Annotated in this window: 22 protein-coding genes; 10 read left to right on the top strand and 12 right to left on the bottom strand. The window is 66.9% G+C overall.

What is annotated here, in order from left to right; all coding sequences use genetic code 11:
- Positions 1-103: 103 nt before the first annotated feature.
- Positions 104-2,572 (top strand): OpgC domain-containing protein, encoded by a 2,469-nt coding sequence (opgC, locus tag HNO81_RS04095; protein WP_175316858.1) that lies wholly within the window; start codon positions 104-106, stop codon positions 2,570-2,572.
- 116 nt (positions 2,573-2,688) lie between these two features.
- Here opgC and HNO81_RS04090 read toward each other — a convergent pair whose 3' ends face one another.
- Positions 2,689-2,943 (bottom strand): hypothetical protein, encoded by a 255-nt coding sequence (locus tag HNO81_RS04090; protein ID WP_175316857.1) that lies wholly within the window; start codon positions 2,941-2,943, stop codon positions 2,689-2,691.
- Between the two features lie 225 nt (positions 2,944-3,168).
- On the opposite strand from HNO81_RS04090, the gene HNO81_RS04085 reads away from it, so the two are divergent.
- Positions 3,169-3,873 carry a TetR/AcrR family transcriptional regulator C-terminal domain-containing protein gene (locus HNO81_RS04085; protein WP_175316856.1) on the top strand — a complete coding sequence of 235 codons (705 nt, stop codon included), beginning with the start codon at positions 3,169-3,171 and terminating at the stop codon, positions 3,871-3,873.
- Between the two features lie 35 nt (positions 3,874-3,908).
- Here the strand turns inward: HNO81_RS04085 and HNO81_RS04080 are convergent, their stop codons facing one another.
- Both HNO81_RS04080 and HNO81_RS04075 read right to left on the bottom strand, forming a co-directional pair.
- Positions 3,909-4,373 (bottom strand): pyridoxamine 5'-phosphate oxidase family protein, encoded by a 465-nt coding sequence (locus HNO81_RS04080; protein WP_175316855.1) that lies wholly within the window; start codon positions 4,371-4,373, stop codon positions 3,909-3,911.
- Between the two features lie 60 nt (positions 4,374-4,433).
- Positions 4,434-5,363 carry an aminodeoxychorismate lyase gene (locus HNO81_RS04075; protein ID WP_175316854.1) on the bottom strand — a complete coding sequence of 310 codons (930 nt, stop codon included), beginning with the start codon at positions 5,361-5,363 and terminating at the stop codon, positions 4,434-4,436.
- Positions 5,364-5,457: 94 nt separating this feature from the next.
- Here HNO81_RS04075 and cls point away from each other — a divergent pair, with 94 nt between their 5' ends.
- Positions 5,458-6,933, top strand: a complete 1,476-nt coding sequence (gene cls / locus HNO81_RS04070) for a cardiolipin synthase (protein ID WP_371818156.1) — start codon at positions 5,458-5,460, stop codon at positions 6,931-6,933.
- A gap of 18 nt (positions 6,934-6,951) precedes the next feature.
- Here the strand turns inward: cls and pabB are convergent, their stop codons facing one another.
- From pabB to HNO81_RS04045, 5 genes are all read right to left on the bottom strand, one after another.
- Positions 6,952-9,063: an aminodeoxychorismate synthase component I gene (gene pabB / locus HNO81_RS04065; protein WP_175316853.1), complete on the bottom strand. Its 2,112-nt coding sequence runs from the start codon at positions 9,061-9,063 to the stop codon at positions 6,952-6,954.
- 54 nt (positions 9,064-9,117) lie between these two features.
- Positions 9,118-9,651: a low molecular weight protein-tyrosine-phosphatase gene (locus tag HNO81_RS04060; RefSeq protein ID WP_175316852.1), complete on the bottom strand. Its 534-nt coding sequence runs from the start codon at positions 9,649-9,651 to the stop codon at positions 9,118-9,120.
- A gap of 145 nt (positions 9,652-9,796) precedes the next feature.
- The gene (locus HNO81_RS04055; RefSeq protein ID WP_175316851.1) at positions 9,797-10,420 is read right to left on the bottom strand and encodes a LysE family transporter; all 624 of its coding nucleotides are present in this window, start codon (positions 10,418-10,420) and stop codon (positions 9,797-9,799) included.
- A gap of 77 nt (positions 10,421-10,497) precedes the next feature.
- Positions 10,498-11,316 carry a methyltransferase domain-containing protein gene (locus HNO81_RS04050; protein ID WP_175316850.1) on the bottom strand — a complete coding sequence of 273 codons (819 nt, stop codon included), beginning with the start codon at positions 11,314-11,316 and terminating at the stop codon, positions 10,498-10,500.
- Between the two features lie 29 nt (positions 11,317-11,345).
- Positions 11,346-11,846 carry a MarR family winged helix-turn-helix transcriptional regulator gene (locus tag HNO81_RS04045; RefSeq protein WP_175316849.1) on the bottom strand — a complete coding sequence of 167 codons (501 nt, stop codon included), beginning with the start codon at positions 11,844-11,846 and terminating at the stop codon, positions 11,346-11,348.
- A 206-nt stretch (positions 11,847-12,052) separates the two neighbouring features.
- Between HNO81_RS04045 and HNO81_RS04040 the strand changes: the two genes are divergently transcribed.
- From HNO81_RS04040 to HNO81_RS04010, 7 genes are all read left to right on the top strand, one after another.
- A complete protein-coding gene (locus HNO81_RS04040) occupies positions 12,053-14,254 on the top strand; it encodes an efflux RND transporter permease subunit (protein ID WP_175316848.1) in 2,202 nt (733 codons plus the stop codon).
- Between the two features lie 184 nt (positions 14,255-14,438).
- Positions 14,439-14,714: a hypothetical protein gene (locus tag HNO81_RS04035; protein WP_175316847.1), complete on the top strand. Its 276-nt coding sequence runs from the start codon at positions 14,439-14,441 to the stop codon at positions 14,712-14,714.
- A 248-nt stretch (positions 14,715-14,962) separates the two neighbouring features.
- Positions 14,963-16,831 (top strand): molecular chaperone DnaK, encoded by a 1,869-nt coding sequence (gene dnaK, locus HNO81_RS04030; RefSeq protein WP_175316846.1) that lies wholly within the window; start codon positions 14,963-14,965, stop codon positions 16,829-16,831.
- A gap of 3 nt (positions 16,832-16,834) precedes the next feature.
- Positions 16,835-17,524 (top strand): nucleotide exchange factor GrpE, encoded by a 690-nt coding sequence (locus HNO81_RS04025; protein ID WP_175316845.1) that lies wholly within the window; start codon positions 16,835-16,837, stop codon positions 17,522-17,524.
- A 310-nt stretch (positions 17,525-17,834) separates the two neighbouring features.
- On the top strand, positions 17,835-18,806 hold the full coding sequence (locus HNO81_RS04020; protein ID WP_175316844.1) for a DnaJ C-terminal domain-containing protein: 972 nt from the start codon (positions 17,835-17,837) through the stop codon (positions 18,804-18,806).
- A 15-nt stretch (positions 18,807-18,821) separates the two neighbouring features.
- Positions 18,822-19,247: a heat shock protein transcriptional repressor HspR gene (locus tag HNO81_RS04015; RefSeq protein ID WP_175316843.1), complete on the top strand. Its 426-nt coding sequence runs from the start codon at positions 18,822-18,824 to the stop codon at positions 19,245-19,247.
- Between the two features lie 197 nt (positions 19,248-19,444).
- Entirely contained in the window at positions 19,445-19,831 is a 387-nt protein-coding gene (locus HNO81_RS04010) for a hypothetical protein (RefSeq protein ID WP_175316951.1), read from the top strand.
- A gap of 36 nt (positions 19,832-19,867) precedes the next feature.
- Here the strand turns inward: HNO81_RS04010 and HNO81_RS04005 are convergent, their stop codons facing one another.
- The 4 genes from HNO81_RS04005 to hpaD all read right to left on the bottom strand — a co-directional run bounded on the left by HNO81_RS04005 (position 19,868) and on the right by hpaD (position 24,074).
- Positions 19,868-21,277, bottom strand: coding sequence for an aldehyde dehydrogenase family protein (locus HNO81_RS04005; protein ID WP_175316842.1), 1,410 nt, complete (start codon positions 21,275-21,277; stop codon positions 19,868-19,870).
- Positions 21,278-21,421: 144 nt separating this feature from the next.
- On the bottom strand, positions 21,422-22,222 hold the full coding sequence (locus HNO81_RS04000) for an HpcH/HpaI aldolase/citrate lyase family protein (protein ID WP_175316841.1): 801 nt from the start codon (positions 22,220-22,222) through the stop codon (positions 21,422-21,424).
- Positions 22,207-22,992 carry a 2-oxo-hept-4-ene-1,7-dioate hydratase gene (gene hpaH, locus HNO81_RS03995; protein ID WP_175316840.1) on the bottom strand — a complete coding sequence of 262 codons (786 nt, stop codon included), beginning with the start codon at positions 22,990-22,992 and terminating at the stop codon, positions 22,207-22,209. The genes HNO81_RS04000 and hpaH overlap by 16 nt, the downstream gene beginning before the upstream one ends.
- 2 nt (positions 22,993-22,994) lie before the next feature.
- Positions 22,995-24,074 carry a 3,4-dihydroxyphenylacetate 2,3-dioxygenase gene (gene hpaD / locus HNO81_RS03990; RefSeq protein ID WP_175316839.1) on the bottom strand — a complete coding sequence of 360 codons (1,080 nt, stop codon included), beginning with the start codon at positions 24,072-24,074 and terminating at the stop codon, positions 22,995-22,997.
- Between the last annotated feature and the right edge of the window lie 9 nt (positions 24,075-24,083).

Raw genomic sequence — 24,083 nt, 5'->3', positions numbered from 1 at the left:
AGGCCCGGGCGCGGCACGCGCACCGCCGCGGGCCGATAAAGTTCTTACCGGGGGGCGCCGGCCCCGTATCCAGCGCAACAAGTACCTGGGGGTCTTTGTCAGCATGCGGGCACACGTATCGCACCACCACTCCGCCACCGCGCGGAACCGTCCGCAATCCGCCGGAGTGTTCCTGGCCGCGGCACTCATCGTCCTCCTGGCCCTGGTGGCCCCGGCGGCACCCGCCCAGGCGGCAGGAGCCTCGCCGGACAAGGGCAAGCCCTGGTTGGGGGCGGTCCTTGAATGGGGCGAGGACACTGCCGCGGGTTTCAGCGACAGGCTGGGCGCCACCCCGGCGGTCTTTGGCCACGACATCACCATCCCGTACCGCGAATCCGAGCGGAATGACATTGATGGCTTCCTGCGGCAGACGGCAGCCGAAGGCGCGCACGCCATGCTCACGGTCAAGCCGTCAGTGCCGCTGGACCAGCTCGGCGCCGGAGAAGCGGAGGCATTCGCGGCGCAGGTACACGGCGTGGCGTCCGGGTTCAAGGGGCAGCTGCTGGTCAGGTTCGCTCCCGACATGAATACCAGCTGGGTGGCCTGGGGCCAGCAGCCTGCCTCTTACCGGCAGGCCTTCCAGGCCGTGGCGGCAGCGTTCAGGAAGTACGACGGCGGCCGGGCCGCCATGGTGTGGGCGCCTTACCTGGGCAAGGACTACCCCTTTGAGCGGAACCGGAATGCGCCGCAGCCGGGAAGCGACGGGTTCGCGCTCCTGGATACCAACGGCGATGGAACCTGGAACGGCAGCGACGGCGCCTATGCCCCCTACTATCCTGGCGACGACGCCGTGGACTGGGTGGGGCTGGCCGCCTACCATGACGACACTGCCGGCGCGGCGGCCGTCAACTCCCTCCCGCATGCGGGAGAACTTGAAGACATGCTGACAGCCTCCGGCGGCGAAAACTTCTACGGCACCTACGCCGAAGGACGCAGGAAGCCGTTCCTGCTCCAGACATCGGCGTTCTACAGCCCCGCGTCCGGTGGGGCGCCGGAGCGGGACATCAAGGTGGGCTGGTGGGACCAGGTGGTGGCCACCGCCACGTCGCCCGCTTTCTCCGGAACGGCCGCCGTGGTCTGGGACGAACGGACCAGTACGCGGGATACCGGCGTGGCCAGCATCAGCTGGCTGTTGACGGGAAGCCCGGATATAGCCAAAGCTGCCCGGGACGCCCTGAAAGCATCGCCCATGGTCACCGGTCCCGTCACGGAGGTGGCGTCCGGAAGCGCCTACGTGCGGGCCAACACGCTCGCCGGCGCGGCGCCCTGGACGGTAGCCGCCGCCATGGTCATCCTCCTGGTGGCCCTGTGGCAGGTTCCGCGCCGGATCAACGCGGCCACGTCATGGAGTTACCGTGATCCCGCCAGCAGGGATTCCAGGGTGGACCTGCTGCGGGGGCTGGCCATCGTCTTCGTTGTGGTCAACCACTTGGGCATGGCTTCCCTGTTCCAGCTGCTCACGCAGGAGGCCGTGGGCTTTGTGTCAGGCGCTGAGCTGTTCGTCCTGTTCTCCGGCCTGGTGCTGGGCATGGTGTACGGCCCCAAAGCCAAGGAGGACTTCGGCCGGGTGGTGGACCTGACATCGCGCCGTGCCGGAAAGCTCTACGTGACCGCGCTCGCCGTGCTGGTCGGCGTCTTCCTGCTGTCCCTGCTGCCGTTCTTCCACACTGAGGCCCTGACCACGTTCGTGGACCAGGGGACCGGCGGCGCCGGGCACAGCGGCGCCGGCCGCACCTACGACCTCTACGCCGGCATGTCATCGCTGTTCCAGTTCCCGGTCCCGCCCCAGGTGCTGCCGGCCATCGTGCTGCTGCAGTTCGGGCCCTGGCAGTTCAACGTCATGGGCCTCTATGTGGTGCTCCTGCTGGTCAGCCCGCTGATCCTGGCTGCCCTGAACCGCGGCAAGGCGTTCTGGGTGCTGCTGGCGACGTTTGCCGTATACGCCGTGGGCGCCGTGACCAGGTTCAGGCTGCTGCCGTCCCAGTTTGAGGACTCGTTCCCCCTGCTGGTGTGGCAGGTGCTTTTTGTGCTCGGTTTGGTGGCCGGCTATTACCGCCGCAGCATCGTCACCTGGCTGGCGGGGCACACCTGGGTGGTGGCCGCCTGCACCGCCGCCGCGTTCGCGCTGGCCTTCCTGTCCTGGGGAAATCCGTACCTCGCCAACAATTACGACGTCCGCTTGGCCCTCATGCCGGACTCCGCCTACCGGGCCATGTATGACGCGCTGTTCGGCCGCACCTACCTGGCGCCCGGCCGGCTGTTCAACGTGCTGGTCCTGGTGGTGGCCGCCTATGCGTTCCTCAGCGCGTACTGGAAGCCGGTGCAGCGTGCCCTGGGCTGGTTCCTGATACCGCTGGGCCGGGCCACGCTCTACGTCTTCATCATGCACGTGGTGCTGATCGCCGTCGTCGCGAACATCCCAGTGCTGCAGCAGCAAAGCATCCTCATCAACACCGTGGCCTACGCCGTGGTCCTGGGCCTGCTGTGGCTGATGGTCCGCACCAGGTTCCTGTTCCGGATCATTCCCACGTAGAGGGCGCAGACGTTTTGCCCGGAGGAGAGGTCCCCCGGGCATGAAAAATGCTGCGGCACAAGGAGTGCCACAGCATGTGATTCCGCTCCGCCGGTATCCCGGCGCCCATGAATGACTTATACGAGGCGCGGGTAGCTGCTGAGGATGTAGTCCGCAGCGGCCGGGCCTTTCATGCGCAGTCCATTGTGCCGGGCAGAGACCCGGTGCTTCATGGCTGCCCAGAACGTGGACTCGGTGCCGGTGGGCTGCTGGTTGACGACGCACCAGCTGGTGTACAGCCCGTACAGGCGGTCGCGGTCCAGGCTGGATCCCGAGGTGTGGTCTGCGTAGGTGGCTTCGTGGAGGAAAACATCAAACTGCGAATTGGCCATGACGGCGTCCCTTCGCTCGGTGCGTGGGTGCCGCCGGTAGGCTCCAGCGGCGAACCTCGATGCCCTGCACAAGGTGGCAAAGGATTTCTGTAGCAGCTTCGCCGGAAACCCGGGAAGTCCAAGCATTCTTGGCATGTCTACGATGTAGACTTTACCTGTAGACCTGATATGAGGCAACTGTCCCACTTGCTGCGGGACGCTGCGCCGGAACTAAGGAACCTTGCAATGACGTCAGCCAGTACTTCCCGGCCCGCGCAACCCAAAACGAGGTTGAGCCGGGACATTGTGCTGGCCAAGGCCCTGGAGCTGGTGGATGCCGAGAGCCTGGAGGCGTTGACCATGCGCCGCCTGGGCCAGGAGCTCGGCCGGGATCCCATGAGCCTCTACCGCTACGCAGAGAACCGCGCCGCCCTGCTGGACGGCGTGGCCGAGCTGGTCCTCGAGGAACTGTCCATCCAGGCGGACGACCCCGACTGGAAAGCCCAGCTGAGCCTGTTCGCGCACGACCTGCGCAGGCTTGCGCTCCAGCACCCCAACGTGGTGCCGCTGCTGGTCACCAGGCCCCTGTCCACGCCGCTTGGGATGCGGCCACTGGGTACGCTGCGGCCGCTGGAGCAGATCCTTTCCCTGCTGGTGGGAGCGGGATTCGGGCCTGCCGAGGCGCTCCATGTCTACCGCGCCTACTACGGCTACCTCTACGGGCACATCCTGAACGAGCTGCAGGAGTATGTGGTGGATCCGGAGGAGAACGAGGTGCTGCTGCGCCTGGGCCTGCACCGCCTGCCCGCGAAGGAGTTTCCCAGGCTTCGTGCCCTGGCTCCCGCGCTGGCCGAGTACGACGGCGCGGCGGAGCTGGACCAGGGGCTCGGCATCCTGCTGTCCGGGCTGGAAACGCAGCTTTCACGGCAGGCGGCAGGCCCCGCAGCCTAGGGTCCCGGGATCCGGCGCGAGGGGAGGGTCTGGGGCTATTCGAAGGACGCCCGGCGCCGGTCCTGCGGGCGGGTGTTCCAGACGTCCGGACGGTTCACGCGGAACCGGCGTCCCGTCAGTGCCTTGGCACCCAGCCGGACATAGTTGGCCTTTTCGCCAGGCTGCCACGGTTCCAGGCCGAGCTCGTCGACGGCATCCTTGACGGCCTGGTCTTCGATGATCCCGGTTTCGCCCCGCGCCACCACGCTCCACGCCTGCTCCGAGGCGGCGTCGTAGCCGTCAATCTCGAGGGCTGCCGACCGTTCCATCCGGGCGTCCCAGAGCTTCGAGCCAGGGCCCGTGCGGAAGACAATGCTCCGCTGGTGGACGGCGTAGTTGACGGGGAAAATCTCGGGATGGCCGTCCACTACGATGGCCAGCCTGCCCACCGTGTCATTGTCGAGGAGTTCCCAGCAGTCGTCGAAGGACAGGTTTTCAATCGGCAGGTTTCGCGAGTCCATGGTCCACACCTTACGGGTGATGCAGGAGCGGGAAAAGGGATTACGCCACTTGTTGCGCCGTTACTGGATGCCGGCGAAAAGTTCACCCAGCTCGGCTGTCAGTTCCTTCTGGAGGGACGGGGTGCCGATCTCCTTGCCGTCGATCCGGTTCACGGGTGCCAGCAGGCGGACGCTGGAGATCAGCCACACAGCGTCCGCGTCCATGAGGTCCCGCGGTTCCAGTGGTCCGTAGCCCAGTTCCCAGCCGGCTGCTTTGGCGGCAGCGAAGAGGGCACCCTGGGAGGTGCCGGCCAGGATGCCGCTGTCCAGCTGCGGGGTGATGAGGCGCTTCACCGTTGTGCCGTCGTCGGACTTTTCCACATGCGCAAGCAGCACCGTTGAAGTGGGGCCCTCCAATACGCGGCCGTCGGAGGAGTAGAAGATGACGTCGTCGGCGCCCTGCTTACGGGCATGGCGCAGCGCCGCCATGTTGACGGCGTAGGACAGCGTCTTGGCGCCGAGGAGCAGCCAGGGTGCCCGCTCCGACACGTCACTGTCGTAGCCGCGGTCAAGGAGGATGACATCGATTCCCGTCTCACGTTGGCGCCGGCCTGCCGCCCCGGCCGGAGTGGCCTGGACCCAGGCGGTGGGCGTGGCCGCGCCTTCTGCGCCGCGGGTGACCACCAGCTTGACCACCAGCTCATCCGTTGCCGGGTCTGCCGGCGGGTTTTCGGAACGGTGCCGGGCCAACGACGCCGCAATGACGCGGCGCCATGCGTCCTGGTCCGGGATGGCCAGGTCCAGCGCCTCTGCCGAACCCGCCAGCCGGTCCAGATGAGCCTGCATCTTCCGCACCGTTCCACCTACTGCCAGCATGGTTTCGAAGACGCCGTCGCCCCGCGTGACCCCCTGGTCCGTGACCAGCAACTGGGGTTTGGACGCATCGGCCACCCTGCCGTCAGGGAAAGCGGGATCGAGGAAAGCGAGTACCACGGGGGCTGGAGAGGTCATGGCACCAGCTTAGTGCTGTGCCACGGATAAGCTGGGCTGAGTGCACCGGCCGGAAGCCGTCCTCCGGAGCCCAATCTCCCCGGGGGTTTTAGACGTGTTGTGGCCTTTTTCGCTCGCCGGCACCGCGCCAACGTGGGTGGTGGTTCTCCTGGGCTTCGCCGACCTGGCCATCAGGATCCTGGCGTTGGGCATCATCCCCGGCAACAGGCGCCCCACCACCGCCATGGCCTGGCTGCTGGGAATTTTCTTCATCCCGTTCGTGGGCATCGTGTTGTTCCTGCTGTTTGGCAACTTCCGCTTGTCCAGCCGCCGCCGGGCACAGCAGCAGCAGGTCAACGAGCGCGTCCAGGCCGGCATCACTGCGCTCGCCGACGCCGAAAGCGACTATCCCGGCCCGGAATGGGTGAAGTCCGCCGCTGAACTCAACCGCACCCTGGGCTCCCTTCCCATGGTGGATGGAAACTCCGTGGACCTTATCCCGGGCTACCCGGATTCCATCCTGGAGATGACCAAGGCTGTGCGGAAGGCGAAGAAGTTCGTCAACGCCGAGTTCTACATCATGAGCTCGGACCACGTCACCAATGATCTGCTCACGGCGATGGAGGAGGCCGCAGACCGGGGCGTGGAGGTGCGGCTCCTGTTCGACCACATCGGAACCCTCCGCATCCAGGGGTACCGGAAGCTGCTCAAGCGCCTCCGCGCGGGCAAGATCCAGTGGAAGCGGATGCTGCCGCTGCTGCCCATCCACGGCCAGTGGCGCCGCCCTGACCTGAGGAACCACCGCAAGATCATGGTGATCGACGGCGAGATCGCATTCACGGGTTCGCAGAACCTGATCGAGCCCTCGTACAACAACCCGCGGCACCGCAAGGCAGGCCGCGAATGGGTGGAACTGATGGCCTGCCTGCGCGGACCGATCGTGACCACCCTGAACGTCGTCTTCGCCACCGACTGGCTGAGCGAAACCGACGAGTCGCTGGAGCACCAGCTGCAGCTCCCGGCGAACCCGGAGCCCGGCAATGTCACGGCCCAGGTGGTGCCCAGCGGCCCCGGGTTCATCACGGAAAACAATCTGCGGCTCTTCAATACCCTCATCTACTCGGCCCAGCACCGGATTTCCATCTGCAGCCCCTACTTTGTGCCGGACGATTCACTGCTCTACGCCATCACCACCGCAGCCCAGCGCGGCGTGGACGTGGAACTGTTCGTCTCGGAGAAGGGGGACCAGTTTCTGGTCCACCATGCCCAGCGGTCCTACTACGAGGCACTCCTTGAAGCCGGGGTCCGGATCTACCTTTACAAGGCTCCGTTCGTGCTCCACGCCAAGCACTTCACCATCGATGACGAGGTGGCAGTCCTGGGGTCCAGCAACATGGACATGCGGTCCTTCTCGCTGAACCTGGAAGTGTCCGTGATGCTGCTGGGCGAGGACATCGTGAACAAGATGAGGGCGGTGGAGGACACCTACCGGGACATCTCCCATGAACTCAAGCTCACGGACTGGCTCAACCGGCCCCTCGCCGCACGCTACGTGGACAACGTGGCGCGGCTGACGGCCACGGTCCAGTAGGCGGCAGGCCGCCGGGGGTCAGTCGTCGGGAAAGGCGGCGCCCAGGGTGGAAAGCACCCCGTACGCCTTGGTCCGGATCTCTTCGTATTCGTCGTCCGGAACAGAGTCCGAGGTGATGGCACCGCCGACGCCGAGCGACACCTCCGCCGTGCCGTCACCGGCCGCATTGATCACCAGCGTCCGGATGGCAACGGCGAGGTCGGCCGCCGCGTTGAGGGAGAAGTAGCCGATGGCTCCCGAGTAAAGCCCGCGGGGCCCTGCCTCCAGGTGGTCCAGGATGGCCATGGTGCTGATCTTGGGCGCCCCGGTCATGGACCCTGCCGGGAAGCAGGCGGCCACGGCCTCGGCCCGCGGCGCACCCGGGAACAGGCGGGCGTCAATGGTGCTGACCATCTGGTGGACCGTGGCATAGCTTTCGATGGCGCAGAGCCGGCTGACCGTCACGGAACCGGGCTCCGCGAAATGGCTGAGGTCGTTGCGCAGCAGGTCCACGATCATGATGTTCTCGGCCCTGTCTTTCAGCGAGGTGGCCAGGTCCCCGCGCAGCCGGTTGTCCTCCTGCGGGTCGGCAGCCCGGCGCCGGGTGCCTTTGATTGGCTCGGCGCGCATGCCGCCGTCGGAGGCGATCTTCAGGAAGCGCTCGGGCGAGGTGCTGGCCACGGCGAGGTTCCCCAGCCGGAGGTAGCTGGCGAAGGGGGCAGGGTTCCTCCGGCGCAGGGCCAGGTAGGTGGTCAACGGATCCAGAGATGATGCCTGGATCCTGGCTTCGAGGGTGGTGGTCAGGCAAACCTCATACGTGTTGCCCTGGCCGATCTGGTACTGGGCGGCGGTGATTTTCTTCCGGTACTGCGCGCCCGTGTCCCGGCTGCGGAAATCCGGGGTTGCGGAAGGCGCGACGCCGGTGCTGCCGCCTGCAGGCTGGGCACCGCCGGCAGCCGCTTCCACCGCTGACCTGGCCTGTTCCAGCCATTCGCCTGCGTCGGGGGCCTCCAGCGCCAGCAGCCAGACTGCGCCCTCGGCGTGGTCCAGCACCACGGCCCGGCCGGCGAAGATCAGGGCAGCATCAGGGGTGGTGGCGGCCATGTCGCTGCCGCCCGTTTCGCGCTTCAGTTCGTAGCCCAGGCAGCCGAGCCAGCCCAGCGTGAACTCGCAGGGATAGCTGTCCGGGGTGCGGACGGCCCGGCGGCCCCAGACGGTGTCCAGCCAGCGGAAAAAGGGGCCGGAGACCTTGGCAGTGGAGGAGCCGGTGCTGATGAGGCTCACCCCGGACCGGTGCGTCATGAGCTGTCCGAACGTGCCCGTGTCGTCCGCCATGATGCTGAACCGGCTGCGCTCTGCAGCAGTCCGGGCCGCGGGATCGGCGCCGTTGGCGCCAGGGCCGGCCTGCCCGGGGCCAGCCAGCCCGGGGCCACCCGGGACGGTGCCTGCGTTGGAGGAGTCCAGCCAGACTGCGTTGGCTGACCGCCCGTACAGGGACTGGAACAGTGCCGGTGCGTCCGGGAGGATGTCCAGGCGTTCGGCGTGCAGGCGCAGGCCGCGGCGTGCGGACAGTTCCGGGGCCAGGGCGGGCGCCAGGACCGGCAGGTAGGGGAGGAGCTTCAGCAGGTCCGCCGGGGCTGATCCGTCGGCGTGGTTCTGGACGCGAAGGTCTGCGTGGGCGGGGACGTCGTCCCGGCCCAGCCACTCCTCTTCCTGGGCGGCCCACTGGTCCCAGTACGGCTCGTAGGTTTCGCCGTCGCGGCCCAACGCCCGGGTCCGGCGGACGTCGTCCGGAGACTCGGCCCAGATGACGGCGCCAAGCATGGGCCGGGCAGCCTCGGCGGCGGCCCCCACTCCCTCCACGATGACGATCTCCGCGGGCAGCGTGACCCGGGACTCGCCGTCGTAATGGTTCTTCCAGTCCCAGCTGGTCCAGGTGGCCGCCTCGCCGCGGCTCAGCGGCGCGAGGACCGTGCTGACATAGCGCTCCACGCCTGCCGCCAGCCCATCCCACCCCGGGTAGATGTCCTCAAGGTGGAACAGGGACACCTTGTGGTGGGCGCGGAGCCGGGCCGCCAGTTCGACGGCGAGGGTGGTCTTTCCTGCGCCGGAGCGCCCGTCGACGGCGATGATGACGGGGGCTGGGCTCATGGACTAGAGCGTACCTTTTCCGGTGCCGTGCCGCTGCCGGCCGGCACCCCGGTCCTAGTGCGGCTGAAGCTGCGTGTTCTGCAGGACTGCGGCCCTGATGTGCTGGACCAGGCCCGGCAGTGCGGTGTGGATTTGGTGCCAGACGGCGTCGAAATCTTCCTTGCCGCCGTACCAGGGGTCCTCGATGCCCTGGTCCAGCAGGTCCCGCCCGGCCATGGCGGGATCGAAGCTGCGCAACATCCGGATTTTGTCCAGCGATTCCTGGTCCGGGGCTGCTTCGCTGAGCCAGGCATAGTGGTCGATGTCCAGCGCCAGGATCAGGTGGCGCTGGTGGAACCACTCCGGCTCCCATTCCCGGGCCACGTGGTGTTCCGAGGCCACCTGGGTCACCGCAAGGCGACGGGCGGCGCGCGGATCGATGGGCCGGCCGGCCTCGTACCCGGTGGTGCCGGCGGAGTCCACCTCCACCAGCCCGTCAAGGCCCTCGCGTTCAAGCGCTGCCTGCAACATGAGTTCTGCCATGGGTGACCGGCAGATGTTGCCCGTGCAAACAGTGATGACGCGGTATGCGCTCGACGTTGAGGTCATGGCACTAAGCATGCGCGCTTCCCCTTGCCTTTGGCTAGCTGCCTGTTCACAAAGTTTGACTGCCTTGTAAAGAAGCATTACCCATCTTGAAAATGGCCTTTCCGCGGCGAGGATGCCGGCCTGCCCGCAAAGTGACCGCCGCCTGTCAGTGGATCAGGGCCAGCAGGATGCCCACGCCGACGAAGAGGAGGCCGAACACCCTGTTGAGGACCAGTTGGCCCCGCTCGGTGTTGGTGAAGCGCTGGAAAGACCGTGCGGCGGCGGCAAAGAAAAACCACATGACCAGGATGTCGATGACCACGATCGTGGCCGTCAGGACGGCGTACTGGGTGAACAGGGGTTCTTCAGGCCGGATGAACTGGGGAGTGAACGCCAGGAAGAAGATGATGGCCTTGGGGTTGAGCAGGTTGACCCAGAAGCCACGCCGGAAGATGGACCAGGCGGGTTCGTTGCGGAGGGTGTCGGCCTGCTCCGGGGCAACGGTGGGCTTGCTGAGGAACTGGCGGATGCCCAGGTACACCAGGTAGGCCGCCCCGGCGTAGCGGATCACGTTGAAGGCAACAGGGGAGCTGGCCACCAGCACGCCAACGCCCAGCGCAACGATCAGGACGTGCACCACCAAAGCCGCCTGCTGGCCAAGGATTCCCCAAATGGACCGGCGGAAACCTGCATTCAGCGAGTTGCTCATGGTGTTGATGGCCCCGGCGCCCGGGGTGAAGCTGATCAGGGCGCCGGCGCCCGCAAGGGCCAGCCACAGGGAGAATTGCACTACACAATCTTACGGGGCCACCAGCGCGCGCTTCCGTCAGCCGCAGGGAAGCCAGGCCGGGCGGGCGGCGCCGCAACCTAGGCCCGGGCGATGACCTCGCCGTTGGGGATCAGGAACCAGCCGTCGTCGGTGGAGCCCCAGCGGTGCCACCCGGCCGAAATCCTGGCAAGGTCCGCTGCGTTGGCGAATCCGTACTCCAGCGCCTGTTCTGCGAAAGCGGAATGCAGCACCCGTTCGCCCCAGACCCGTGCCTGCCAGCGGCGCTGCTGCGCCGTGGCGTAGAGCCAGTTGCTGCTGGTGGGGGCGACGTCGGTGAACCCCGCGGACTGTGCCCAGCTGACCAGCCGCCGGCCGGCGTCGGGCTCTGCTCCGTTGCGCCGGGCAATCCGCTGGTACAGGTCCATCCATTCGTCCAGCTCGGGGACCTCTGGGTACCAGCTCATGCCGTGGAAGTCCGCGTCGCGGACCGCAACGATCCCACCGGGCTTGGCCACCCGGCGCATCTCGCGCAGCGCCTCCACGGGGTCGGTCAGGTGCTGGAGCACCTGGTGGGCATGGACGACGTCGAACGTTTCGTCCGGGAAGTCGAGGTCGTAGATGTTGCCGGCCACGAAGTCGACGTTGGGCACCTGCCGCTCGGCGGCGAGCGCCTGGGCCTGGGCGATGACATCCGGTGCGCGGTCCAGGCCGGTGACCCGGCCTGGACTGACGAGGGCGGCAAAGTCGCAGGTGATGGTGCCGGGCCCGCAGCCCACATCGAGCAGGGTGGACCCCGGGGTGAGGTACGGAAGGACGAATGCGGCCGAATTCTGGGCAGTCCGGGCGGCGTGGGCGCGGACTACGGATTCATGGTGGCCATGCGTGTAGACGTCGTCTTCAGGCTGCTGGTGGCTCATAACCAAACGCTACCCCTTCGGGCCGGGAGCTAGCCGGATTCTGTCCTGGCCGCCACGGTGGCGTCGATCATGGCCGTCATGAAGCGCGTGACGGTATCCAGTTCCTCGTCGGAGAAGCCGGCCATGGCGCTGCCCATGCGCTGCGCCAGCGGGGCGAAGATGGCGCCGCCTTCCTGGAAGGCCTTGGGGGTCATTTTCAGCTGGACCTGGCGCCGGTCGGTGCTGTGGCGTTCCCGGACCACGTGGCCGGCGCTGTCCAGCCGGTCTATCAGCGCGGTGGTCGCAGGGGAACTCAGGTGCAGTTCTTTCCGCAGCAGGCCGGGCGTGACCACATTGCCCCTGGCGGTGTGGCGCATGATCACGGCGAGGGCGTTCATGTCCGTCCGGTGCATGTCCTTGCGGTCGCCGGCGGCATCCACGTACCGGTTCGCTTCAAGGGTGAACTCCTGGAGGATCCGGAGGAGCGGATGGCCAAACTGGGGTCCCGCCTGGGTCAAGGGGGACGCGTCGGGAGCGTTGTTTCCTGCCATGTCCACCTCCCTGCCTCCGGTTTTCCGGCCTTTTTCTGCGCCAGCGTACTGACGGATATTACTCCAGCGCCCTAGGAGAACGGCTGCTGCCGTCGCGGGCACTGGTTGTCGCCTCCAAAAAAAGCTTGACTGGCACTTATCTCTGTTATGGAGATAATCTATGCTGGAACAAATACTACTCCCCCTGCTCACCGATGGAAGGCATCATGAAACGAACAAAAGAGGCCCGGGAACGTGTCCCGTTCTGGCTGCGCTGGCTGGTCCCCGTTGTCCTGGTGCTGACCTGGCTGGGTCTGGCCGGGGTCGGAGGACCCACTTTTGGCCGCCTGGAGGAGGTCTCCTCCAATGACCAGGCATCCTTCCTCCCTGCCAGTGCCGAGGCCACCGAGGCCCAGGACTGGCAGGCGAAATTCCGGGACTCCGATGAGGTCCCCGGCATCATCGTGATTGAGCAGGACGAGGCCTTCACCCCGCAGCAGCTGGGTGGTCTGGCCACCCTCAAGACCGACCTCGAGAACCTCAAGCTGGGCAGCGCGGTGATTGGCCCGATCCCGTCCAAGGATGCCAAGGCCGTGCAGTTCGTGGTCCCCGTCGGATCGTCGGCGGAACTCAAGGACGCCGTCAAGGAACTGAGGTCCACGGTGGCAGAAGCGGCGCCGGAAGGTGCGCGGACCTTCGTGACCGGTCCCGCAGGGCTGGCGGCTGACCTCACTGCCGCGTTCGGCGGCATTGACGGCATCCTGCTGCTCGTGGCTTTGTCCGCCGTCTTCGTGATCCTCCTGGTCGTCTACCGGTCGCTGCTGCTGCCGATCATGGTGCTCCTGACCTCGGTGTTTGCCCTGTGTGCGGCCATCCTGCTGGTGTTCGGCATGGCCAAGGCCGGCTGGATCCAGCTCAACGGGCAGAGCCAGGGCATCCTTTCCATCCTGGTGATCGGCGCCGCCACGGACTACGCCCTGCTTTTCGTGGCCCGCTTCCGCGAGGCCCTCACCCACACCACCAACCGCACGGCCGCCGTCCTGACGGCCTGGAAAGCATCCTTCGAGCCCATTCTGGCGTCCGGCGCCACCGTGATCATCGCGCTCTTGTGCCTGCTCTTCTCCGACCTGAACTCCAACAAGGCCCTGGGCCCGGTGGCTGCCGCAGGCATCCTGTGCGCACTCTTCGCCGCGCTTACTCTGCTGCCTGCCCTCATGGCTTTGCTGGGCCGGGCCGCGTTCTGGCCTTTCCGGCCCAAGCTCCTCCCCGCTGACGAACGCGAACCCGAGCTGGTCACCGGACTGGAAGGGCAGAAGGGCCTGTGGCGCGCCACAGGTTCGCTGGTCTCGCGGCGGCCCAGGACCGTCTGGGTGGCCTCGGTCCTCCTGCTCCTCGTCGCCGCCGGCGGCCTGTTCCAGCTGAAAGCCAACGGCGTGCCGCAGACGGACGTCATCCTCACCGCCTCCAACGCGGTGGACGGCCAGGACGCGCTGGCCCGCCACTTCGACGCCGGCAGCGGCAGCCCCGCCGTCGTGGTTGCGGACCAGGGCAAGGCGGCGGAGGTGCTGGACAAGGTGAAAGCCGACGACGGCGTGGGCGAGGCCTACCTGCTGGGCCGCGGCAGCGTGCCCGTCACCGGCGCCCCCGGCGCTCCCACCGCACCGGACGTCCGGGACGGGAAGGTCCTCATCAACGCCACGCTGAAGAATGCTGCAGACTCGCTGGAAGCGGAGGAGACCATCAAGTCCCTGCGCACCGAGGTGAAGGCCGTTGATTCCAGCGCCCTGGTGGGTGGCGTGACTGCCACCGCCCTGGACACCAACACCACCGCGCAGCGCGATCTGCTGGTCATCATCCCGGTGGTCCTGGTGGTCATCCTCTTCATCCTGATGCTGCTGCTGCGCTCCATCGTGGCCCCGGTCCTGCTGGTGCTCTCCGTGGTGCTGTCCTACGCGGCCGCACTGGGAGTCTCCGCCTTCGTGTTCAACAACCTCTTCGGGTTCCCGGGAGCCGATGCCACCGTTCCGCTGTTCGGCTTCGTCTTCCTGGTGGCCCTGGGCGTGGACTACAACATCTTCCTGATGAGCCGCGTCCGTGAGGAATCGCTCAAGCACGGCACCCGGCCTGGCATCCTGCGGGGCCTGGTGGTCACCGGCGGCGTCATCACCTCGGCCGGCGTGGTGCTCGCCGCGACGTTTGCCGCCCTGGGCGTCATCCCCATCATGTTCCTGGTGCAGCTGGCCTTCATCGTGGCCTTCGGCGTCCTGCTGGATACCGTGCTGGTACGCTCGCTGCTGGTCCCGGCCCTGGCCTACGACATCGGTCCGAAGATCTGGTGGCCCAGCAAGCTGGGCCGGGCGGATGGCCCGGACGCTGTGAAGCCGCGGGAGCCCGGCATCGAGCCGCGGGAAGAAGTCTCCGCCCGCTAAGGCCTGCGTTCCCCGCGTGCTGCACCTGTTGCCGCCACCATTCCACGGTGGCGGCAACAGCCGTTTCCGGCGGCGTATCCGGTCCTCCTGAAGCCGGCCGCCGAAGCCCTGTCGGTGGGCCCGGCCCGTCGATAGACTGCCAGTGCGCCCGGACGGACGCGGAGCCTCAAAGGAGAGATGCACCATGACCGAGAATCCTGAGATTGCAGCCGAAGAGCCCCGCAAAGGCGGCAGTGCGCCCGGCCTGGAGGGGGAAGGCGGGCAATACGTGGACGGCGACTACGGCGACGCCGGCACCCTCAACGAGTCCGACCGGGACGCCCCGGACGGCGAATACGAAGAAGGCGACTATGGAGCTGCAGGCACCGCGGGGGACGCCCGGACGGAGCGCGCCGTCCGCGAGGGCCTGACCGAGGGGCAGGTCCAGGCGGCCGACGGGGACCGCCCCGCGGAGCACTGAAACGGAGCGTTGAAGCAGCCCGGCGGCGCCGTTCTCCCACAGCGAACTGCGGCGCCGCCGTCGTCATCTCCCGCCCAAATGCCCGGAATAACGGGGATTTCTGGCTGTCCCACCGACCATCGCACGCAAAGTTGAGCCGCTTCCACTCAACTTTGGATTGACATCGTCGGCGCCCTGAGTAGACTTGAGTGCAGAACGCTCAATGCTTAGGGCGCCACCCAGTTTCCAAGGAAAGAAGGAAGCAACACATGTCACGTGCAGTAGGTATCGACCTCGGAACAACCAACTCCGTCGTCTCCGTTCTCGAAGGTGGCGAGCCCACCGTTATTGCCAACGCCGAGGGTGGCCGCACCACGCCGTCGGTCGTTGCATTCTCCAAGTCCGGCGAAGTCCTGGTTGGCGAAATCGCCAAGCGCCAGGCCGTCAACAACATCGACCGCACCATCGCCTCCGTCAAGCGCCACATGGGCACTGACTGGAAGGTGGACATCGATGGCAAGAAGTACACCGCGCAGGAAATCTCCGCACGTACGCTGATGAAGCTGAAGAACGACGCCGAGTCTTACCTGGGCGAAAAGGTCACCGACGCCGTCATCACCGTCCCGGCCTACTTCAACGACGCCGAGCGTCAGGCCACCAAGGAAGCCGGCGAAATCGCGGGCCTGAACGTCCTGCGCATCGTCAACGAGCCCACGGCAGCAGCACTCGCCTATGGCCTGGACAAGGGCAAGGAAGATGAACTCATCCTGGTCTTCGACCTCGGCGGCGGCACCTTCGACGTCTCCCTGCTGGAAGTCGGCAAGGACGAAGACAACTTCTCCACCATCCAGGTCCGCGCCACCGCCGGTGACAACCGCCTGGGCGGCGACGACTGGGACCAGCGCGTCGTCGACTACCTGCTGAACCAGCTCAAGGTCAAGGGCATCGACCTCTCCAAGGACAAGATCGCCCTGCAGCGCCTCCGCGAAGCTGCCGAGCAGGCCAAGAAGGAACTCTCCTCCTCCTCCAGCACCAACGTCTCCCTCCAGTACCTGTCCGTCACCCCCGACGGCCCGGTGCACCTGGACGAGCAGCTGACCCGTGCCAAGTTCCAGGACCTCACCAAGGACCTGCTGGAGCGCACCAAGAAGCCGTTCCACGACGTCATCAAGGAAGCCGGCATCAAGCTGTCCGACATCAACCACATCGTGCTGGTCGGTGGCTCCACCCGTATGCCCGCCGTCTCCGAGCTGGTCAAGGAACTGGCCGGCGGCAAGGAGCCCAACAAGGGCGTCAACCCGGACGAGGTCGTGGCCGTTGGTGCCGCACTGCAGGCCGGCGTGCTGAAGGGTGAGCGCAAGGACGTCCTCCTGATCGACGTCACCCCGCTGTCCCTCGGCATCGAGACCAAGGGCGGCGTCATGACGCACCTGATCGAGCGCAACACCGCCATCCCCACCAAGCGGTCCGAGACCTTCACCACCGCAGACGACAACCAGCCGTCTGTGGCCATCCAGGTCTTCCAGGGCGAACGCGAGTTCACCCGGGACAACAAGCCGCTGGGCACGTTCGAACTGACCGGCATCGCCCCGGCACCGCGCGGCGTACCCCAGGTTGAGGTCACCTTCGACATCGACGCCAACGGCATCGTCCACGTCTCCGCGAAGGACAAGGGCACCGGCAAGGAACAGTCCATGACCATCACGGGCGGCTCCAGCCTCTCCAAGGAAGACATCGACCGCATGGTCAAGGACGCCGAAGAGCACGCAGCCGAGGACAAGGCCCGTCGCGAGGCAACCGACACCCGCAACACCGCCGAACAACTGGCCTACTCCGTGGACAAGCTGATCGCCGACAACGCGGACAAGCTGCCCGAAGAGGTCAAGACCGAGGTCCAGGCCGACGTCGATGAGCTGAAGAAGGCGCTCGAAGGCACGGACGACGCCGCCGTCAAGACCGCGTTTGAGAAGCTGCAGGCATCCCAGACCAAGCTGGGCGAGGCCATCTACTCGCAGGCAGGTTCCCCGGACGGCGCAGGCGCTCCCGGCGCTGAGGGTGCCCCCGGTGCTTCGGCAGGTTCCTCCGACGAGGACATCGTCGACGCCGAGATCATCGACGAAGACGAAGCGAAGAAGTAACCCATGCCGCACCACGGTAACGAGGAAGAGCACAACGCATCCGCCGGCCAGGAGCGCGGGCAGAACGGCGAACCGGTCATCCGGGACAACCGCAAGGTTGACCCGGTGACCGGGCAGGCCCGGCACCCCGAGGGCGGTCACGCCGCAGGGGCCGGTTCCCAGGCCGGAGCTGATTCCGACGGCGACGCGCTGGCCCAGGCCGAGGAGATTCTCAACGGCGTGGACGTGCCGGCCGAGGACTCCGTGGCCCAGGGGGCGCCGGCTGGATCAGCCGGCAACCCCGAGGCAGCCGAACTGCGCAACGACCTGCTCCGCCTCCAGGCTGAGTACGTCAACTACCGCAAGCGGGTTGAACGCGACCGCGCCGTCGCAGGGGAAATGGCCGTCATCGGCGTCCTGAACTCCCTGCTCCCGGTCCTGGACGACGTCGACGCCGCCCGGCAGCACGGTGACCTGACCGACGGTCCCTTCGCCGCGATCGCCACCAAACTGGAGAACGCGCTGAAGACCTACGGCCTGGTCCGCATCAACGAGACCGGCGTGGAGTTCGATCCCACCATCCACGAGGCCCTGATCCAGCAGCCCGGCGAGGACATCGAGGTTGACACCGTCAGCCAGGTCCTCCGCTCCGGCTACAAATCAGGAGACCGCGTGCTCCGCGCAGCCCAGGTCATCGTCGCTGTACCTGCGTAGTTCACCCCAACGCCTCCGCGGATGAGGGGGCCCCGCCCCTACGCGTGGCGGCTTGGTCCTGCGGACCTAAGCCGCCACGCTTCGGCAGGCCCGATGCCACTCCCGGGCCCCCTCATCCGCTCCGGCGTTCGGCGTTCGTGTCACCTAAGGTGAGATGACCACTAAGCTCGGAGCGCTGCATGGGCCCCGGGAGTGGCATCGGGCCTATCGGAGCCGGGTGGCTGGGGATCGCAGATCCCTGCCACCCGGCGTAGGGGCGGGGGCCCATGCAGCGTGTAGAGCTTTAGTAAGTACAAGAAAGGAAACGCCATTGGCTAGCCAGGATTGGGTGGACAAGGACTTTTACAAGATCCTTGGTGTTGCCAAGGACGCTTCCGAAGCCGATATCAAGAAGGCCTACCGGAAGCTCGCGCGGCAGCACCACCCTGATACGAATGCGGGGAACGCTGCTTCCGAGAAGAAGTTCAAGGACATCTCAGAGGCTTATTCGGTGCTTTCGGATCCCGACGAGCGCCAGCAGTACGACGCCATCCGGGCCATGGGCAGCGGGGCGCGTTTTGCTCCCGGCGGTCCTGCCGGCGGCAACGGCGGGTTCGAGGACATGTTCGGTGGCCTGTTCACCGGCAACACCGGACGCCATGCCGGCGGCTTCAACCCCGCCGGAGGCGGAATCCCGCCTGAGTTCGCGGATCTTTTCGGCGGGTTCGGCGGCTCGCCAGGGTTCCAGCGGACTCCGCAGAAGGGTGCCGACCGCACCGCGTCCACCAGCATTTCCTTTGCCGGCTCCATTCGCGGGACCACCATTGGCCTGCGCGAGCCCAGCGGGGAGGTCATCGACGTCCGCGTTCCGGCCGGCATCAAGGACGGGCAGAAGGTCCGTGTCCGCGGCAAGGGCCAGCCCGGTGCGGCCGGCAACGGCGACCTGGTGGTGTCCGTCTACGTCCAGCCCCACGCCTTCTACACGCGCGACGGCGACAACCTGCGCATCCACGTGCCCGTCACCTTCCCCGAGGCTGCTTTGGGAGCGGACATCGAAGTTCCCACCATCGACGGCGAAAAGGTGAAGGTCCGGGTTCCGGCGGGGACGCCGTCGGGCCGTACCCTGCGGGTCAAAGGCAAAGGCGTGAAGACGTCCAAGGCCACCGGCGACCTCCTGGTGACCATCGACGTCGCGGTTCCCAAGAATCTCAACAAGGATGCCGAAGCTGCGGTCAAGGCGTTCGCCGAGGCAACGTCGTCGGCGGATGTCCGTGAGGGCCTGGCAGCCAAGGCCCGGCTCTAGGAGCGGAGGTGAGCCGTGGACATCAGTGCTGACCAGCCGATCTTCGTGATCTCCGTGGCGGCCGAGCTGGCGGACATGCATCCGCAGACCCTGCGGCAGTACGACAGGCTGGGCATCGTCAAGCCCAGCCGCGCCCCGGGCAAGTCGCGGCGCTACTCGCAGCGGGACGTGAACATGCTGCGGGAAGTCCAGCGGCTGTCCCAGGAGGGTGTGTCCCTGGAAGGAATCAAGCGCATCCTGGAACTCGAAAACCAGGTGGCTGCCCTCCAGAGCCGCATCTCTGAACTCACCGAGGAACTGGGGCGCCGTCCGCGGGCGGTGGATTCCCGGATCTTTGCTGCCGGCGCCGCCGGTGACGTGGTGAGCCTGGCGCGCGGGCAGCGGCCCCGGCCCAGGTCCCAGGCCATGGTGGTGTGGCGGCCGCGGGCCATCGGCAAGTAGGAACCAGGCAAGGCAGGTACCGGGTTCCGGCGCGGCGCCGAAATAGAGTACCTGCTACTCGTGACGGAAAAGCCCCCTGAAACTTGAATGGACCCATCGCCGGATCAGCGGCGGTGGGTCCGCAAGTTCTGGGGGTTTTCCGTGTTTAAGGTTCTCAGCAAAGTTCATGACAGCAAGGCCCGGCCGTGAGCCCGGGAATGGAGGCGGTGACGGCCTTCAGCGGCTCTATGCCGGGGCAGATCCTGCTTGCCCTCGGGCAGACCATCGTGGTGGTCTGTGTCTGCTTCGACATGGTCCGCGAGTTGTCCGTCCCCAGGTCGCACCGGCGGTTCGTGGCCAGCACTGTGTTCCGCACCCTGGCCATCCCATCGATCATGGCCAACGCCTTGACGGTCTTCATCGCGTTGGTGGTGTCGTCCTGGGTGGATGTGGTGATGGGCATGTTCGTGCTGGTGGCCATCGTTTTCCGCTTCCACTACAACCAGGACGAGGACAACTGGTGGAAGGGCAAGGGGAAGAAGCTCGCCCGCTGGGCACGCCGGCAGTTCGCCGGACGCACGTCCGCTGCCCCGGCCATGGGCTAGCACTCCCAGGACCGGGGCAGTTCCGGGCCGGCAACCCTAACCGTTGATGACCTGCGGGACGCCGAGCGCCTTGAGGCCTTCGACGCCGAACTCCACCCCATAGCCGGACTGCTTGGCTCCGCCGAACGGGATGCGCGGGTCCACGGCGCCGTGCCGGTTGATCCAGACGGTTCCTGCCTGGAGACGGGCGGCGACGTCCCGGGCGGCCTGCAGGTCCGGGGACCAGACGGAGGCGCCGAGGCCGACGTCGAGCCCGTTGGCCTTCTCCACTGCTTCATCGATGGTGCTGTAGCGGATGATTGGCAGGGCAGGGCCGAACTGTTCCTCCGCGACCAAGGGGTTGCCGTTGTCCATGTCCGCCACGAGGGTGGTGGGGTAGAAGTAGCCGGGCTGGTCAGTGTCCGGGTTCCCGCCGAGGAGGATGCGTGCTCCGGAAGCCTTCGCTGCCTCCACAAGGTTCGCGACGACGTCGTACTGTGCCTGGTTCTGCAGCGGTCCCAGGACGTTGTTTTCGTCCAGGCCGTTGCCCATCGGCATGGCCTTGGCCACGTTGGTGAGTTCGTCGCACACGGCGTCGTAGATGTCCTCGTGGACGTAGAGGCGCTTGAGCGCGGCGCAGGTTTGGCCGGTGTTGATGAAGGCACCCCAGAAGATGTCCTGGGCGATGGCCTGGGGATCGGCGTCGGGCAGGACGATGCCGGCGTCGTTGCCACCGAGTTCCAGGGTGAGCCGCTTGACGGTATCGGCGGAGGACCTGATGATCGCCTTGCCTGTCGTGGTGGACCCCGTGAACATGACCTTGCCGACCGCCGGGTGTTCGGCCAGCCGGGCTCCCACGTTGCGGTCGCCGGACACCACGGCCAGGAGGCCTTCCGGCAGTTCCTCGTTGATGACCTTGACCAGGGCCAGGACCGAAAGCGGAGTGTATTCGGACGGCTTGACCACCACGGCGTTGCCCATCCGCAGGGCGGGGGCGAGCTGCCAGACGGTGATCATCATGGGCCAGTTCCACGGCCCGATGGCGCCGACGACGCCGATGGGCCGGTAGTGCAGCTCGGCGCGGGTTTCGCCGTCATCCACGAGGGTTTCCGGTTCCAGCGGCAGGCCGGCGGTGGCGCGGAGCCAGGCGACGCAGGCGCCGACTTCGAAGCGGGCGTTGGGGCCGTTCAAAGGTTTGCCCTGCTCGCGGGAGAGCAGTTGGGCAAGTTCCTCGGCGGAGCGTTCGACGGCGTTGGCTGCTTTGAGGAGCGCGGCGGACCGGGCCTCGTGGCCCAGGGCAGCCCAGGCGGGCTGGGCCGCGACGGCTGCGGCGACGGCATTTTCCAAATGGTCGAGATCGTGGATGGGGGCGTCGCCCACCGCCTCGCCGGTGGCCGGGTCAAAAATGGTCCGGCCGGTGCCGGCAGCGGGAGCGATGGACGCCAGGAGCGCATCATAGGTTTCCAAGGGATACTCCACTTCGAGTAGGCAAGGACGCCAGCCGGTCGGCATAGCGGCTTACTCCCAGTGTGGTTGGCGGGCCGGTCCAGGCTCTTGTCTTTGTGCGCAGGACAGTTGTGCTGGAGCGAACGGAGCCGGCGGTGTGGGCGGTCAGTAGCTGGCGGGGGTGCCGCCGGCCGGCGTGATGTACTTCCCGGCGAGAGCTTCCGAGCCGCGGGCCAGGATCGCGACGTCGGCCCCCACCAGAATGAAGGCGGCGCCGTTCGCGAGGTAGTGCCGGGCGGTGTCGGGGTTGAAGGCGTTGACCCCGGCCGGCTTGCCTGCCGCTTGGGCGGCGGAGAGGCAGTGGTCGACGGCGGCGCGCACCTGGGGGTGTTCCTGCTGGCCCAAAAGGCCCATGGACGCCGCGAGGTCTGAGGGGCCGATGAAGACCGCATCCACGCCGTCCACCGCGAGGATGTCCTCGACAGCCTCGACGGCAGCAGTGGATTCGATCTGGACGGTGACGCTGATCGTGTCGCTGGCGCGGGCCAGGTAGTCCGGGACCCGGTTCCAGCGGGCGGCGCGGGCCAGGGCAGAGCCAACGCCGCGGACGCCCTGCGGCGGGTAGCGCGTGGCCGCCACCGCGGCCTCCGCTTCGGCCACCGAGTTGACCATGGGGATCAGCAGGTTCTGCACGCCCAGGTCCAGGTACTGCTTGATCAGCACGGTGTCGTTCACCGGCGGCCGGACCATGGCGTGGACCGGATAGCCGTTGACGGCCTGCAGCTGGGCCAGGATGGACTCGAGGCCGTTGGGGCTGTGCTCGGCGTCCACCAGCAGCCAGTCCAGGCCGGACCCGGCGCAGAGTTCGGCGACCAGCGGGCTTCCGGAGCACACCCACATCCCGGCGAGTGGCCGGTCCGCCTCAGCGAGTGCGGAGCGGAAGGTGTCTTCTATTCGAAACGGCATGTCACGCTCCCCAGGGGGCCGTAGTCGGCGTGGACGGTGTCGCCCTTGTAGACCCACATGGGGCGGGTGAAGGACCCGGCCAGGATGATGTCCCCGGCCTTCAACGCGTCGCCGTGGGCGGCGATCTTGTTGGCGAGCCAGTGGACCCCGTTGGCGGGATGGTCAAGGACACCTGCGGCCACGCCGGTTTCCTCCACGGTCTGGTTCTTGTAGAGGATGGCGGAGACCCAGCGGAGGTCCACGGCATCGGGTTTGACCGGGTTGCCGCCGATCACCATGGCGCCCATCGCAGCGTTGTCAGAGATGGTGTCCACGATGGTCCGGCCCTCCATCTCGATCCGGGAGTCCAGGATCTCGAGGGCCGGCACCACGTAGTCGGTGGCTTTCAGGACATCGAAGATGGTGACGCCCGGGCCCTTCAGCCCCTCCTTCAACACGAAGGCCAGTTCCACCTCAACCCGCGGGTGCGTGTACCGGTCCCACTCCACGGAGCAGCCGGTGTCCAGCACCATGTCATCGAAGATGGCGCCGTAGTCCGGCTCTGTGATGCCGGTGGCGGCCTGCATGGCCTTGGACGTGAGGCCGATCTTGCGCCCCACCAGGGTCCGGCCGGCGTCCTGGTTGCGGCGCCGCCACAGCTGCTGCACCGCGTAGGAGTCCTCCACCGTCATGTCCGGGTAGCGGGCTGTCAGGCGGGGGACAGGGGTGCGGGTCCGGCCGGCTTCCACCAGCTCGTCCGCGATGGCCTCAATCGTCTTTGGCTCCAGCATGGCTAGACCTGGACTCCCAGCTTGAAGCCCTCGGCGGCTTCACCTTCGGGCTTGCGGGTGTAGGAGAAGCCGTCCGCGCCGACCGTGACGGCCATTTCGGACTTCTCCTCGCGGACGATGACCGGCTGTGGGTTGCCGTCGAGGTCCAGGACCAGGGAGGCTTCGGTGTACCAGGACGGGACCACGGGGTTGCCCCACCAGTCGCGGCGCTGGTTGTCGTGGACGTCCCAGGTGATGGTGGGGTTGTCAGGGTCGCCGGTGTAGTAGTCCTGGGTGTAGATCTCGATGCGGTGGCCGTCCGGGTCCAGGATGTAGAGGTAGAAGGCGTTGGAGACGCCGTGCCGGCCGGGGCCGCGTTCGATCCGGTCGCTGATGCGCAGGGCGCCCATTTTGTCGCAGATCTGGATGATGTTGTGCTTCTCGTGCGTGGCGAACGCGACGTGGTGCATGCGCGGGCCGTTGCCGCCGGTCAGGGCGGTGTCGTGGACGGTCTGCTTGCGGTGCATCCATGCGGCGTAGGTGACGCCGTCGGAATCCTTGATGTCCTCGGAGACGCGGAAGCCCAGGTCCTCCAGGTATTTGCGACCCTTGGGGACGTCCGGGGTGACCTGGTTGAAGTGGTCCAGGCGGACCAGTTCGCCGGCGGAGTAGAGGTCGTAGCGCTGGGTGAGGCGTTCCACGTGCTCCACGTCGTAGAAGAACTCGTACGGGAAGCCCAACGGATCCTCGACCCGGACGGAGTCGCCGACGCCCTTGGTGAAGCCTTCCTTGCGGCGCTCCACCCGGCAGCCGAGTTCCTTGTAGTAGGCCTCCGCGGCGTCCACCTCGGCGGGGGATTTCACCCGGTAAGCGAAGGCGGCGACGGCGGCGACGGGGCCCTTGCGCAGCACCAGGTTGTGGTGGATGAACTCCTCGAGGGAGCGCAGGTAGATCGCGTTGTCGTCTTCTTCGGTGACGTGCAGGCCGAGGACGTCCACGTAGAACTCACGGGACTTGGCGAGGTCGGTGACGACGATTTCCATGTAGGCGCAGCGGACGATGTCCGGGGCCGGGACGGTGGGGGTGGGGACGAAGTTGGTCATGGGATTCTC

Source organism: Pseudarthrobacter sp. C4D7 (genome assembly GCF_013359725.1).
GTDB lineage: Bacteria > Actinomycetota > Actinomycetes > Actinomycetales > Micrococcaceae > Arthrobacter.
Note: the sequence above shows the minus strand (reverse complement) of the source record. Positions and strands in the feature narration are given on the sequence as shown.